Below are 14,139 nucleotides of genomic sequence, written 5' to 3' on the forward strand. Positions count from 1 at the left end.
TGGCCGCATGAGTTCCAGCATCACCGACGTGGCCGGCATCGAGGTGGGCCACTTCACCGATCCGCGGCGGCCCACGGGCTGCACCGTGGTGCTCGCGCGCGGCGGCGCCGTGGCGGGCGTGGACGTGCGCGGCGCCGCGCCCGGCACGCGCGAGACGGACCTGCTGTCGCCTTCCAACACGGTCGAACAGGTGCATGCCGTGCTGCTGGCGGGCGGCAGCGCCTTCGGCCTCGACGCGGCGGGCGGCGTGATGCGCTGGCTCGACGAACAGGGCATCGGCCTGGCGGTCGGCCCGGCGCGCGTGCCGATCGTGCCGGGGGCGGTGCTGTTCGACCTGGCGCTCGGCGATGCACGCATCCGTCCCGACGCGGCTGCCGGCTATGCCGCCTGCCAGGCCGCATCGCATCAACCGCCTGCGGAAGGCAATGCCGGCGCCGGCGCAGGTGCCGTCGTGGGCAAGATCTTCGGCTTTCCGCGCGGCATGAAAGGCGGCATCGGCACGGCGTCGGTGACGGTGAATGGCGTCACCGTCGGCGCGATCGTCGCGTGCAATGCACTCGGCGACGTGATCGATCCGGACACCGGCCGCATCGTCGCGGGCGCCCGCACGCCCGATGGGCGATCGCTGCTCGATGCACGCCGCGCGCTGCTGCGCGGCGAGGAGCCGCGGCCCCTGCTTCCGGGCAGCAACACCACCATCGGCGTGATCGCCACCGACGCGGCGATCGGCAAGGTGCAGGCGGGCCGCCTCGCCACCATGGGCCACGACGGCCTGGCGCGCACGATCAACCCCGTGCACACGCCGTCGGACGGCGACACGCTGTTCGCGCTGGCCACCGGCGCGAGCGGCCGGTCGCTGGGCATGATGACGCTCGGCACGATGGCCGCCGAAGCCTGCGCGCTGGCGGTGGTGCGCGCGGTGCGCGCCGCGCGCGGGCTGCACCTGGGAGACCTTCACCTGCCCGCCGCGGGTGAGCTGACATGAGCGCCGCACGGCCGCCCGAAGGCGCTCGCCCCCTCCGCTTGCGGAGGGGGGAGGCAAAGCACGAAGTGCGGAGCCTGGGGGAGGTTCTCCATTGAAACCGGTGAAAGTCTTGCGCTATACGCTGCTGTCGATCCGTGACCTGCTGTTCTCCGCCGGCCCGGTGGCGGTGCTCGCCATCGCGCTGCTGGTGCTCGCCTACTGGTGGCTCGACCCGAATCCGCCGAAGAAGGTGCGGCTCGCGACCGGCCCGGCGCAGAGCGCCTACGAGGAGTTCGGCAAGCGGTACCAGAAGGCGCTGAAGGCCTACGGCATCCAGGTGGAGCTGGTGCCCACCGAGGGCTCGCCCTCCAACCTCAAGCTGCTGCGCGGCGGCGGCGCCGACGTCGGCTTCGTGCAGGGCGGCGCGAGCGACCGCAACGCCAACGAGGAAAGCGGCATCGTCTCGCTCGGCAGCCTGTTCGTCGAGCCGGTGTGGCTGTTCTACCGCGCGGAAGTGGCGAAGAACCTGCCCGGCGGCGCGCTCACCTCGCTGACGCAGCTGCAGGACCTGCGCGTCAACATCGGCGCGCGCGGCAGCGGCTCGCCCTTCCTGATGCGGCGGCTGCTCGAAGCCAACAAGATGGATCCGGCGCAGCTGAAGCTGTCGCGGCTGGACCAGACTTCGGCGACCGTGGCCTTCCTCAACGGCGAACTCGACGCGATCGTGTTCGCGTCCGCGCCGGAATCGCTGATGGTGCAGATGCTGCTGCAGACGCCCGGCGTGAAGCTGATGGACTTCAGCCAGAGCGAGGCCTACTCGCGGCGCTTCCCCTTCCTCACGCCGGTGGTGCTGCCGCGCGGCGTGGTCGACCTGTCGGGCGACCTGCCGCCGCAGGACGCGCGGCTGGTGGCCACGACCACCTCGCTGCTGGCTCGCGAGGACACGCACCCCGCCCTGCTGCAGCTGTTCGCGCAGGCCGCCAGGGACATGCACAGCCCCGGCGGCTGGTTCAACCGCGCCGGCAGCTTCCCGAGCGTGGAGCAGCGGGAGTACCCGGTCTCGCGCGAAGCGGAACGCACCATCCGCAGCGGCCAGCCCTTCCTGCAGCGCTGGCTGCCGTTCTGGCTCGCCAACCTGGTGGAACGCATGTGGCTGGCGCTGGGCATCATCCTCGCGGTGCTGCTGCCGCTGTCGCGCATCGTGCCGCCGCTGTACCAGTTCCGCATCCGCTCGCGCGTGTTCCGCTGGTACGGGCAGCTGCGCGAGATCGAGAACCGGATGCACGCGCAGCCCGCGCAGGCCCCGGAGCTGGTGCGCGAGCTGGATGCGATCGAAGCGAGGGTGGGAAGGATCAGCGTGCCGCTGTCGTATGCGGACGAGCTCTATGCGCTGAGGAACAACATCGACGCGGTGCGGCGGAGGGTGATGTCTGGTGGGCAAGCAGAGCTTGCCCACCCTACGGCCGATACCACCGAGCCGGCCGTCATTTGAGTCGTAGGGTGGGCAAGCTGCGCTTGCCCACCAGCGCCGATCAGCGCGCCGAGACGGTCATCACGCCCGGATGGGACAGGCGGCCCTTCAGCTCGGCCAGCTGGGTCTCCAGCTCCGCGGCCTTCTGCGCGCCGAGGCGGGCGTTGGCGATGTGGCGGCGCGTCTCGATCGGCAGCGAGGCGGTGTTCTTGCCGTTCCACTTGTTGCGGCCCTTGACCGACAGGTTGTAGTAGATCGACACGCCCTCGCGCAGCTTGGTGGCCCGCTCTTCCGGGCTCAGCTTCAGCGCGGCGATGCGCTTGGCGCTCCACAAGGCCGCGTCGCGCAGGTGGATGGCGGCGGCATGCACGGCCTGCACCGGGTCGGCCGGGTCCGTCAGGCCCACGGCCCTGGCGGTGGCCGGCTCGAACTGCGCGATGCCCAGGTTGGGCGTGCCGTTCTTGCTCGCGCCCATGCGCGGGATCCACGAGGTTTCGGCGTTGATGATGCCGTAGACGTCGCGGTAGCTGAGGCCCACCTCGTCGAGGTCGGCGTAGTCGGCGGCGGCGCGCACCAGCATCAGGCGCGACGAGGGATCGGGCGTCTTCAGCGTCTCGCCGGCGTAGCGCACCGGCAGCCACTTCATGTCGTCGCGCAGCTTTTCGTAGTGGTTGATCTTGAAGCTCAGCGGCACGCTCCTGGCCGCCGTCGCGAAGGCGATCTGGGGCAGCTTCGCCACGGCGAGCACGCCTGCAGGCTCGGCCGCGAGCCGGCCCGCCTGCACCCGCTGGGCCAGGGTGTCCGACAGGGGCGCGGAAGTCGTCGCCACCGAGCCCGTGAGGCCGATGCCCAGCAGCGCGGCCAGCATGGCCACGTTGTGCGCGGAAGTCACGTGCGAAGCGATGCGCTCTTTCATCCTGTGCGTCCCCTGTTTGAAATTGCGAACAAGACTTACAGACCGCCCCGTGTCGGCGGAAGTTCGCGCTGTTACAGCGTCCCGTCCTACATCGCCCGCAGGTGTGAAAAACTCATGCGATAGCGCGCGAATGAGAGGGCACGTCGGCTCCGTATGCCTGAGGCAGCACCGTTGCGCCGGCGCCGCATGGGGCTTGGCGCACTTTGTATACATGTATAAAGTCGGGCCGCATGCCTGCCTCTGCCATTGCCCAGACCACCTCGTCCGCCGTGACCCAGCTGCTGAGGCAGTCGCTCGACCATGGACGCTGGGCCTCCGGCTCACCGCTGAGGCAGGAGGAGATCGCCGCCGAGTTCGGCGTGAGCCGCGTGCCGGTGCGCGAGGCCCTGTTCCAGCTGCAGGCCGAGGGCCTGGTGGAGATGGTCCCGAACAAGGGCATGTACGTGCGCACCGTGAGCGCCGCGGACCTGCGCGAACTGTTTCGCCTGCGCCGCCTCATCGAAACCGACGTGCTTGCGGAGGCCGTGCCGCTGCACGACGCAGCGAGCATCAACCGGCTGGAGACCGTGCAGGCGGCGCTGGACAAGGCGAAGTCCGTGGCCGACTGGATCGCCGGCGACCGCGGCTTCCACGAAGCGCTGTACGCGCCCGCCAACCGGCCCGAATCGATGACGATGGTGCGCCGGCTGCGCTTTCTCGTCGACCGCTTCTACTTCGCGCGCATGAAGCCCACCGCGCGCGCGCAGGGCTGGCACGAGGAACACCACGCCCTGATCCGCGCCGTCAGGCGCCGCGACGCGAAGGCCGCGGCGAAGGTGCTGCAGGCGCACCTGGCGGAAACCGAACGCAGCGCGCTAGTGGCGCTGCCCACCACCTGAAGGAGCCGGGCATGGCCGCCTATGGCTGCACCGTCGAATGGTCCCGCGGCGAGGCCGCATTCACCGACCTGCGCTACAGCCGCGCGCACGAGTGGCGCTTCGACGGCGGCGCGGTGGTGCGCGGCTCGAGCTCGCCGCATTCGGTGAAGCTGCCTTTCTCCGATCCGGCGGCCGTCGACCCCGAGGAGGCGCTGGTCGCCTCCGTCTCCAGCTGCCACATGCTGTGGTTCCTGTCGCTCGCGGCGGCACAAGGCTACGTGGTGGACGGCTACGCCGACGCGGCCGAAGCGCAGCTCGGACCGGTCGGTTTCGGCCGCCAGGGGATCACCGACATCGTGCTGCGCCCGCGCGTCGCCTTCTCGGGCCCGCACCGGCCCGATGACGCCGCGGTGGATGCGCTGCATCACGTGGCGCACGAGCGCTGCTACATCGCCAACTCCCTGCGCACCGCGGTGCGCGTCGAAGGCAGCTGGAGCCATGCCGCGGGCTAGCGCCGCGCGCTACCACGTGTACGTGGTGGAGCTCGACGACCGCGTGTGGAACGCCGCGCGCTTTCGCCGCTGCAATCCCGGCTACCGCCTCGGCATGCCCTTCGTCTACGTGGGCATGACCGGGCTCGACCCCGACCTGCGCTTCGACCGCCACAAGGCCGGCATCCAGGCCAATGCCTACGTGCAGGAATACGGGCTGCGGCTGCGGCCCGATCTCTACGCGGTATACAACCCCATGCCGTACCGGGCGGCGGTGGAGATGGAGGTGGAACTGGGGATCGCGCTGCGCGAGAAGGGCTACGGCGTCTGGCAGGCGTGAGCGTGCGTCAAAGGCTGTTGCGCCACGCGGCCTGCGCGACGGCATCCAGCGCGCCATCGACCACCGGATGGGCGGACACGAGCCGCAGCGTCCCCTGCGCGTGCATCTGCTGCAGCTTGCGCCGCGTCATCGAGCGCGTGATGCCGCTCGCATGCGTGAACATGAAGAGCAGTCCGTGCGGGCTGGACCAGGTGAGCTGCCAGCGCTCCCAGCCGTCGGCCAGCAGGTCCACGTAGGAGCCCGCCACGAGTTCCGCCGGCGGCAGCGTGTCGCTGTCGGCGCCGGTGGTGCCCAGGGGGATCGCCGCATCGGGCACGAAACCGGATTCGTGCATCTCCAGCGGCGCCAGCCAGGTGTTCACCCGCTCCGGCGGCGCCTCCGGTTCGAAGGACTGCAGGGCACTGCCGGTGGCCGTGGAGAGCGCGAGGTCGCGCAGCACCGACAGCAGGTTCTGCCAGCGCTGCGTGTCGGCCGGTAGGTGGTCGATGCTCGCCAGGCCTTCGTCGATGCGGTTCTTCAGCATGCGCTGCTGGCTCGCGACGCGCGTCACCAGCGACGGCTGCACGCTCCACAGCACCGTGTGCACCACCCAGCCGTAGCCACCCGGGTCGTCCGCGCCGCTCTGGTCCGTCAGGCGCGCCTGCGCCATCACCTGGGCCCACGGGCCGGTGAGGAAGGCGAGCGCTTCCGGCGGCGCGCCGGCGGCTTCCTGGCGTTCCAGCACCTGCTGGCCGATGCGTTCGGCGAGCATGTTGCGCTGCTCGGCGCGCAGCAGCGCGCGCACCGCGCGTTCGCGGTTGCGCCGGCCGCGCGGCTGCGCCTCGTCCCAGGCTTCCTCCAGCGCGGCCAGCGCCAGCTCGAAATTCTCCGGGCCGCTCGCGCCGCGTTCGAGCAGTCCCTCGCTCGCGTCCTGCAGCGCCCCCAGGAAGATCCGGAAGCCCGGTTCTTCCGCCGACGTCCAGGCCAGGCTGCGCTGGGTGAGTTCCTCCAGCAGGCGGCGCGCCGGATGCTCGCGGTCGCTGAAGAAGCGCGGGTCGACGAGCGCCAGCCGCAGGAAGGCGGGCTCCAGCTCGCGCACGACCTGCTGCACCTTCGGCAGCAGGCGCGAATCGTCCGCGAGATGGTCGATCATCAGGTGGACGACTTCGAGTCCGAGCTGCTGCGCCGGGTGCCTGGCCTCGGCACGCAAGGCATCGCGGAAGGCCGCCAGGCTGTCGCGCTCGCGCCCGGGCATGGCCGCCTGGCGCTGGCGCAGCTGCAGCATCAGCTGGTCCACCTTGCGCATGTCCTGGATCATTTCCAGCGCCGCCGGCACGGTGTCGGAGAAGTCGTCGTCGGCGAACACGATCAGGCCGCCGTCCGCGCCTTCGCCCCGCTCCCCGGCCAGCAGCTTGCGCAGCTCGCGGATCGTGAGCTGCGTGGCGCGGTCGCGGGCCTGCTGCTGCAGGTCGGCATCGTCGTCCAGCACCACGACTTCGCGGTCGGGCATCAGGCGCGCGGCCGTGGCGGCATAGGTTCCGGCGAGGTCCGGCGCCATCAGCGGCGGCAAGTGGCGCAGCCAGCGGCGGCGCACCACCGGCGAGATCGGGCTCTGGCGCGCCAGCCGGTAGATCGCCCGCACGTACACCTCGGGGCGCAGCGGATGGCGGTGCAGGCCGCCTTTCGGCGTGAGCTGCGCCGCCGCGAGCGTGGATTCGAGCTGCGCGAGCTGCGGCTGGACCGCGGCTTCCAGCACCTGGGCGGCCCGCACGAGATCCTTGTTCTCTTCGAGCTGCTCGTCGCCGAGGCGCGACAGCGAGTCGAAGCTGAGGGAGGTCGCGCGGTCGCCGGAAATGGCCTGCGCGAATTCCGCCAGCAGCGCCTGCGGGAAGGCGGTCGCCAGCGCCGGCTGCTGTTCGCGCAGCACGGTGACGGCCTCCAGCAGCATCGCCCGCTCGATCGCGTCGTCGATGCGAGCCGCCTTCTCCGGCAGCTCGCGAAAGGCGCGCGCGAGCATGGCCTGCATCAGGTCGGCGCCCGCGAGGGCGGCGTCCTTGATGCAGGCGCGATACAGGGCCTGGTATTGGGTTGGCAGCGCTTCGCCGCGCATGCGGCCCCCCTCCTCGTTACTTCAGGGCTTTATAACGCACCCGGTGCGGTCTTGCACCTTCTTCGCCGAGGCGCTTCTTCTTGTCCGCCTCGTACTCCTGGTAGTTGCCGTCGAAGAACACCCACTTGCCCTCGTCTTCGGCCGCCAGGATGTGGGTGGCGATGCGGTCCAGGAACCAGCGGTCGTGGCTGATGACCATCACGCTGCCCGCGAATTCGAGCAGCGCGTCCTCCAGCGCCCGCAGCGTTTCCACGTCGAGGTCGTTGGAGGGTTCGTCCAGCAGCAGCACGTTGCCGCCCTGCAGCAGCGTCTTGGCCAGGTGCAGGCGGCCGCGTTCGCCGCCGGACAGCATGCCGACCTTCTTCTGCTGGTCGCCGCCGTTGAAGTTGAAGCGGCCGCAGTAGGCGCGGCTGGCCATCTGGAACTTGCCGATGTTGATGATGTCGAGGCCGCCGGAGACGTCCTCCCACACCGTCTTTTCGTTCGCCAGCTCGTCGCGGTGCTGGTCGACGAAGGCCATCTGCACGGTCTTGCCGATCTTCACCTCGCCCGCATCGGGCTTCTCCTTGCCGGAGATCATCTTGAACAGCGTGGACTTGCCGGCGCCGTTGGGGCCGATGATGCCGACGATGGCGCCCGCGGGCACCTTGAAGCTCAGGTTGTCGATCAGGACGCGGTCGCCGAACGACTTGGAAACGTTCACGAACTCGATGACTTCATGGCCCAGGCGATCGCCCACGGGAATGAAGATCTCGTTGGTCTCGTTGCGCTTCTGGTATTCGTAGTCGGACAGTTCCTCGAAGCGGGCCAGGCGCGCCTTGCTCTTGGCCTGGCGGCCCTTCGGGTTCGAGCGCGCCCACTCCAGTTCCTTCTTCATCGCCTTGGTGCGGGCGTCTTCGGTGCGCTGCTCGGTTTCCAGGCGCGCTTCCTTCTGCTCCAGCCAGGTGGAGTAGTTGCCCTTGTAGGGAATGCCGCGGCCGCGGTCCAGTTCCAGGATCCACTCGGCGGCGTTGTCGAGGAAGTAGCGATCGTGCGTGATGCCCACCACCGTGCCCGGAAAGCGGGCCAGGAACTGCTCCAGCCACTCCACCGACTCGGCGTCCAGGTGGTTGGTGGGTTCGTCCAGCAGCAGCATGTCGGGCTTGGACAGCAGCAGGCGGCACAGGGCCACGCGGCGCTTCTCGCCGCCGGACAGGTTCTTGATCACGGCGTCCCAGGGCGGCAGGCGCAGGGCGTCGGCGGCGATCTCCAGCTGGTGCTCGGTGTCGCTCTCGGCGCCGGCGGCGGCGATGATCGCTTCCAGCCGCTGCTGTTCCTCGGACAGCTTGTCGAAGTCGGCGTCGGGCTCGGCGTAGGCGGCGTAGATCTCCTCGAGCTTCGCCTTCGCCTCCATCACCTCGCCCATGCCGCCTTCCACCGCCTCGCGCACCGTCTCGTCCGGACTGAGTTGCGGCTCCTGCGGCAGGTAGCCGATGCGCAGGCCCGGCATGGGAATGGCCTCGCCCTCGATCTCCTTGTCGATGCCGGCCATGATCTTCAGCAGCGTGGACTTGCCCGAGCCGTTGAGGCCGAGGACGCCGATCTTGGCGCCCGGGAAGAAGCTGAGCGAGATGTCCTTCAAGATCTGCCGCTTGGGCGGCACGATCTTGCTGACGCGGTTCATGCTGTAGACGTACTGGGCCATGGGGAATGTTCTGCGGGAAACCGGCGATTATCCCGCATCACGAAATCCCGAGGCCCTTGCTCCCTCTACCGCTCGCACGAGAGGGGCGAGGCGCGCGGAATTATTCGGGCTTGTTGCCCACCGAGTTCTTCAGCGCGGCGCGCGCGACGTGGTCCAGCGCCTCGTCCACCACCGGACGGTCGGCGACGATGCGCAGGCTGTCGGTGCTGCGCAGCTTGTCCAGCGAGCGGCGCGACATCGAGTGGGCGGTGCCGCCCACCGAAGTGAACATGAACAGGGTGGCGTGCGGGCTGCTCCAGGTCAGCTGGGCGCGCACCCACTCGCCCTTGATCAGGATCTCGACCCAGGTGCCCACCCGCATGTCCTGGTCCTTCGGGGAGCTGCCCAGCTCCACCACCTCGACGACTTCCTCGGCTTGTGAAACGGCAGGCGCGACCTCGGGCTGCGACGCCGCTTCCGGCGCGGCCACCTTCTCGAATTCGGTCTCCAGGCCCGGGAAGTCCACGTAGCCGGACTCCTGCACCTCGACCCCGTCGAGCCACATCTCCACCGCGCTGTCGCTGAACTTCGATTCTTCGTGCCAGGCGGCATCGGCCGCGGCTTCGGCGGCCTTGTCGCGGCCTTCCTGCACCGCCGCCTTGTGCAGCGTGATCAAGTGGTCGAAGAAACGCTGCGTCAGCTCCGGCGGATAGCCGATGCGCTGCAGGCCTTCGCGCATGCGGTGCAGCAGGCCGGGGATCATCTGCACCAGGCGGCGCGCGCGTCCGCGCTGCGAGCTGGTCTTCTGCACGCTCCAGACGAGGTCTTCCACCAGGGCGCGGTAGCCGTGCGGGTCGGAGGAGCCGTCCTCGCAGCTGAGCTGCGCCTCGGCCACCACCTGGGCCCAGGCGTTGCGCAGGAAGTCGCGCACGAAATCGGCGACGTCGAGGCCGTCGAGCATGGCCAGGAATTCGGAGGCGAGCTTCTGCGCCAGCAGGTTGCGCTGCTCCGCGTGCAGCAGCGCCTTGGCGGCCTCCGTGCGCCTGACCTTGGAGCCCTGGTCCTGCTCGCCCCACTGCGACTCCAGGTGGCCCAGCAGTTCCTTGAAGGTTTCGGCGTCGACGACCTTGCTCTCGAGCCAGCGCGAAGCCGATTCGACGGAACCCATGAAGCGCTCCCAGCCGGCATCCTGCTCGGAGGTGAACGCGAGGCTGCGCTGCGTGATGCGATCGAGCACCTGCCGCGCCGGATGGCTGCGGTCGCTGAAGAAGCGCGAGTCGGCCTGCGCCAGCTTGTGCACGCCCGACTCCATCGCCTTGAGCTGGCGCTTGAGCGCGGGCAGCAGGCGGCGGTCTTCCAGCAGGTGGTCGAACATCATGCGCACCACCTCTTCGCCGAGCTGCTGGCCGATGCGGCCCGGCGCCAGCGCGGGTTTGCCGACGTCCGCCAGCATGTCCACCGGCGCGGTGGCGGTCGCCTGCGGCTTGGGCCGCTGCTCCAGGCGCTTGACCAGTTCCTCGGTCTTCTTGAGGTCCTGCAGCATCGCCATCGAGGCGGGAACCGTGTGCAGGAATTCGGCCTTGCGCGGCTGGTCGAGGTCGCCCACCAGCAGCTTGCGCAGCTTGTCGAGGGTCAGCAGCGTCTTGGATGCGGTGTCGGTGACCGGCGTGCCGCCCGCGGTGACCTTGCTGATGCGGCCGCCCAGGGGCACCGCGGGCTCCACGCCGGTGGAGCGCAGCCAGTCGCTCAGCTCCTTGTAGATCTTGCGCAGGCTCACGCCCAGCAGGCCGGCCGCCGGCGTGATCAGCACTTCGCGCACCTGCGGCTCGGTGATGAACTGCGACAGCGCATGCTGCAGCGAGCGCACGAAGACATCCGGCCGGAGCGGGTTGAGGCCCGGCTGGATCGTGCGCCATCCGAGCATGGTGCTGACCAGCGCATCGGCCGACGGCAGCGTATCGTCGACCGCGAGCTGGACCTCCTGCTGCGCCCGGGCGATCTCGATGCTCTGGTCGAGCTGCGCGTCCTCGAACAGCTGCAGGTCCTCGAAGCGCAGCGCCTCGGGCTGCACCTGGTCCTTGCCGCCGCCCTCGTAGACGAGCCGCGTGAGTTCCTCGACGAAGGCGCCCTTCACCTGCGGCTTCTTCTCCTGCAGCAGCATGATGGCGTTGCGCACCGGCTGCGGCTGGAGGGCCGCCACCCGCTTGCCGCCGGTGGCCAGGGCGCCGAGCTCCAGGCCCTGCAGCACGTCGTCCATCAGGGGACCGGCCTGTTCCAGCGTCGCCGCGAGGCAAACATGGAGGGACGGCTGCAGCGCGGTCGGGTCGTCCGCCACGCCGAGGCGCAGCTTCATCGTCTTGGTGGCCATGGTGTGCAGCGATTATGGTGCCGGCACTTCAGGGTGCCACTTTTTGGCAGGACGGGTGACACTTTGCGCGCGACGACCGGCGCCCTGCGGCGATGGCCGGTGCGTTCGCGCAACGGCTGCCGAGGCAGGCCTTTCCCGAATCTGCGACAATGCCTGTTCTCGCGGCCTCCAGTTGCATGCGAGCTCAGCGTTTCCGCTGGGGACGAAGCGGGCCTTTTGCGCCCGCCGGCTCCCGACCCCTTGAACCTCATCTGCCTTGACTGGATCCGGCCTGCGTGGCCCGGAACGGCCGATGCCCCAGCGCCCGGGAAGGCGCTCCCTCATTAATGACGTTTGAAGAACTGAATCTCGCTCCGGCCATCCTGAAAGCAGTCCGCGAGCAGGGCTACGAAACCCCCACCCCCATCCAGGCCCAGGCCATCCCGGCCGTTCTCGAAGGCCACGACCTCCTCGCCGGCGCCCAGACCGGCACCGGCAAGACCGCCGGCTTCACGCTGCCCATGCTGCACAAGCTGAGCAAGGGCCAGGTCAAGACGAACAAGTTCGGCAAGGACGGCGTCGCCGCCCTGGTGCTCACGCCCACGCGCGAACTCGCCGCGCAGGTGGAAGAGTCCATCCGTACCTACGGCAAGTACCTGCCGCTCACCTCCACGGTCATCTTTGGCGGCGTGGGCATGAAGCCGCAGGTCGACCGCATCAGGAAGGGCGTCGACATCCTGGTCGCCACGCCCGGCCGCCTGCTCGACCTGCACCAGCAGGGCCACCTGGACCTGTCCACCGTCGAGATCCTCGTGCTGGACGAAGCCGACCGCATGCTAGACATGGGTTTCCTGCCCGACGTCAAGAAGGTGCTGGCGCTGGTGCCCAAGGAAAAGCAGAGCCTGCTGTTCTCCGCCACCTTCAGCGACGAGATCCGCGACCTGGCCCACACGCTGCTGCGCAATCCGCAGAGCATCCAGGTCACGCCGCGCAACACCACGGTGCAGCGCATCACGCAGGTGGTCCACCCCGTCGGGCGCAACCGCAAGAAGGAAGTGCTGGCCCACGTGATCCAGGAACACGACTGGTCGCAGGTGCTGGTGTTCACGCGCACCAAGTTCGGCGCCAACCACGTGGCCGACTACCTGAACAAGCAGGGCATCACCGCGATGGCCCTGCACGGCAACAAGAGCCAGACCGCCCGCACGCAGGCGCTGGCCGGCTTCAAGAGCGGCGAGATCCGCGCGCTGGTGGCGACCGACATCGCCGCCCGTGGCATCGACATCGACGACCTGCCGCACGTGGTGAACTACGAGATCCCCAACGTGCCGGAAGACTACGTGCACCGCATCGGTCGCACCGGCCGTGCCGGCCGCGAAGGCCAGGCCGTGTCGCTCGTCTGCCTGGACGAGGAAGGCTTCATGCAGGAGATCGAGCGCTTCACCAAGCAGGACATCCCCGTGCAGGTGGTCGAGGGCTTCGGCCCCGAGGCCGGCGAGCAGGCCGAGCCGATCGCCATGGGCCGCCAGGTCCTGTGGGGCGGCAAGGGCCGCCCGCCCTCGCGCGAAGTGCTGAACGCGGCGGCCAAGGCGGCGCGCAGCGAGATGATGCAGCGCATCCGCGAGAACAAGGACAAGCAGGGCCAGCCCGCGCGCCGCAAGCCGGACGGCGAAGGCCGCAACGGCAACGGCCAGCAGGCGCGCAACGGCAATGGCCAGCAAGCGCGCAACGGCAACGGCAGCGGCCGTGCGAAGCCGCAGCAGCCGCAACAGCCGCGCGGCCCGAAGCCGCAGCACGCCCGCAACGGCCAGAACGGTCACAACGGCAACGGCCAGCCGCGTCCGCAGCAGCCGCGCGATGCGGGCCGCGAGCGCGACGAGGACGGCGACGAGCGCATGCCGCGCAACGTCGATCCGCTGCGCACCAACCTGCCGGGCCGCCGCGACATGACGGGCGTCAAGCGCGTGAACAGCAACGGCCAGCCCGATCCCACGCGCACCAGCATCGACAGCATGGGCGCCACCGGCCGGGGCCGCAACAACCGCGGCGGCGGCGGCGGCCGCTCCGGCAACCCCACTCGCAATTACGGGCGCTGAGGAGCACACTGGGGCTCATGGATCCCTCGCCCCCCGCCCCGCGCACCGCCTTGCTGGCAGGCGCGACGGGACTGGTGGGACGCGAGATCCTGCAGGGCCTTCTGGCCGACGAGAAGGTGACGGTGGTCCACGTGCTGGGCCGCCGGCCACCGGCGCTGCGGCACCCCAAGCTCCTGTCGCAGGTCGTCGACTTCGCCGCCCTGCCGGCGCTTCCTGCCGTCGATGAGGCCTATCTGGCTCTCGGGACCACGATCAAGGTGGCCGGGAGCCAGTCTGCTTTCCGGGCCGTCGATTTCGACGCCAACCTCGCCGTCGCGGTGGCCGCGCAGGTCGCGGGCGCGCGCAAGCTCGGGTTGGTCAGCGCGATGGGCGCCGATGCGCGTTCGCGTGTCTTCTACAGCCGCACGAAAGGCGAACTCGAGGAGGCGCTGTCCGGCCTCGGCTACGAAGGCCTGGTGATCGCACGGCCGTCGCTGCTGGTCGGCGACCGCGAGGCGCTCGGCCAACCGGAGCGCCTCGGCGAACGCATCGGCGAGCAGGTGAGCCGCTGGCTGCGGCCGGTGATCCCGGCGAACTATCGGGCGATCCGGGCTCAGGACGTGGCGAAGGCCTTGTTGCGGGCAGTTCCGACATCACGCGGGAAGCAGGTGCTGCTCTCGGGCGCGATGCAGTGATTCCGTCATTCCCGCGCAGGCGGGTCTTTCTCCCTCTCCTCGCGTCACGCGGCGCTGGGAGCTCTGCTTGATCGACGTTTCCCATCCTCGCAGCCTCGGCCCCCCTACGCACAACGTCAGGACCCATGGCGGTGGTGACGGCCACGCACCAATGCGTCACCGCCCTGCCCTGCTGCCAGCCCCCGTGCGGGCGGGGCCGGGGTCGCGCATGAAGGCATGGCGCCTGCCCGG

11 protein-coding genes are annotated in these 14,139 nt (G+C 69.7%); 7 read left to right on the forward strand and 4 right to left on the reverse strand.

The features are described 5' to 3' along the window. Positions 1 to 7 precede the first annotated feature (7 nt). Positions 8 to 985, forward strand: coding sequence for a P1 family peptidase (locus VF522_RS17695; RefSeq protein ID WP_330909619.1), 978 nt, complete (start codon positions 8 to 10; stop codon positions 983 to 985). A gap of 100 nt (positions 986 to 1,085) precedes the next feature. Then, positions 1,086 to 2,456 carry a TAXI family TRAP transporter solute-binding subunit gene (locus VF522_RS17700; RefSeq protein WP_414709556.1) on the forward strand — a complete coding sequence of 457 codons (1,371 nt, stop codon included), beginning with the start codon at positions 1,086 to 1,088 and terminating at the stop codon, positions 2,454 to 2,456. Positions 2,457 to 2,496: 40 nt separating this feature from the next. Here the strand turns inward: VF522_RS17700 and VF522_RS17705 are convergent, their stop codons facing one another. Beyond that, the gene (locus tag VF522_RS17705) at positions 2,497 to 3,351 is read right to left on the reverse strand and encodes a hypothetical protein (protein WP_330909621.1); all 855 of its coding nucleotides are present in this window, start codon (positions 3,349 to 3,351) and stop codon (positions 2,497 to 2,499) included. Positions 3,352 to 3,581: 230 nt separating this feature from the next. Here VF522_RS17705 and VF522_RS17710 point away from each other — a divergent pair, with 230 nt between their 5' ends. Genes VF522_RS17710 through VF522_RS17720 form a run of 3 tightly spaced genes read left to right on the forward strand, consistent with a single transcriptional unit; the run spans position 3,582 to position 5,039 of the window. After that, a complete protein-coding gene (locus tag VF522_RS17710) occupies positions 3,582 to 4,229 on the forward strand; it encodes a GntR family transcriptional regulator (RefSeq protein WP_330909622.1) in 648 nt (215 codons plus the stop codon). Between the two features lie 11 nt (positions 4,230 to 4,240). Then, complete coding sequence (locus VF522_RS17715; protein ID WP_330909623.1) at positions 4,241 to 4,720, forward strand: OsmC family protein; 480 nt, start codon at positions 4,241 to 4,243, stop codon at positions 4,718 to 4,720. Then, entirely contained in the window at positions 4,707 to 5,039 is a 333-nt protein-coding gene (locus VF522_RS17720; RefSeq protein WP_330909624.1) for a hypothetical protein, read from the forward strand. The genes VF522_RS17715 and VF522_RS17720 overlap by 14 nt, the downstream gene beginning before the upstream one ends. Before the next feature lie 7 nt (positions 5,040 to 5,046). Here VF522_RS17720 and VF522_RS17725 read toward each other — a convergent pair whose 3' ends face one another. The 3 genes from VF522_RS17725 to VF522_RS17735 all read right to left on the reverse strand — a co-directional run bounded on the left by VF522_RS17725 (position 5,047) and on the right by VF522_RS17735 (position 11,159). Further along, positions 5,047 to 7,128: a DUF1631 family protein gene (locus tag VF522_RS17725; protein ID WP_330909625.1), complete on the reverse strand. Its 2,082-nt coding sequence runs from the start codon at positions 7,126 to 7,128 to the stop codon at positions 5,047 to 5,049. Positions 7,129 to 7,144: 16 nt separating this feature from the next. Further along, on the reverse strand, positions 7,145 to 8,812 hold the full coding sequence (gene ettA, locus VF522_RS17730) for an energy-dependent translational throttle protein EttA (RefSeq protein ID WP_330909626.1): 1,668 nt from the start codon (positions 8,810 to 8,812) through the stop codon (positions 7,145 to 7,147). A gap of 100 nt (positions 8,813 to 8,912) precedes the next feature. After that, positions 8,913 to 11,159 (reverse strand): DUF1631 family protein, encoded by a 2,247-nt coding sequence (locus VF522_RS17735; RefSeq protein ID WP_330909627.1) that lies wholly within the window; start codon positions 11,157 to 11,159, stop codon positions 8,913 to 8,915. A gap of 326 nt (positions 11,160 to 11,485) precedes the next feature. Here VF522_RS17735 and VF522_RS17740 point away from each other — a divergent pair, with 326 nt between their 5' ends. Next, positions 11,486 to 13,234, forward strand: coding sequence for a DEAD/DEAH box helicase (locus VF522_RS17740; protein ID WP_330909628.1), 1,749 nt, complete (start codon positions 11,486 to 11,488; stop codon positions 13,232 to 13,234). 17 nt (positions 13,235 to 13,251) lie between these two features. Beyond that, positions 13,252 to 13,908 carry a nucleoside-diphosphate sugar epimerase gene (locus tag VF522_RS17745; RefSeq protein WP_330909629.1) on the forward strand — a complete coding sequence of 219 codons (657 nt, stop codon included), beginning with the start codon at positions 13,252 to 13,254 and terminating at the stop codon, positions 13,906 to 13,908. Positions 13,909 to 14,139: the final 231 nt, after the last annotated feature.

The sequence above is a fragment of the Ramlibacter sp. genome (genome assembly GCF_036383835.1).
Lineage (GTDB): Bacteria > Pseudomonadota > Gammaproteobacteria > Burkholderiales > Burkholderiaceae_C > Ramlibacter.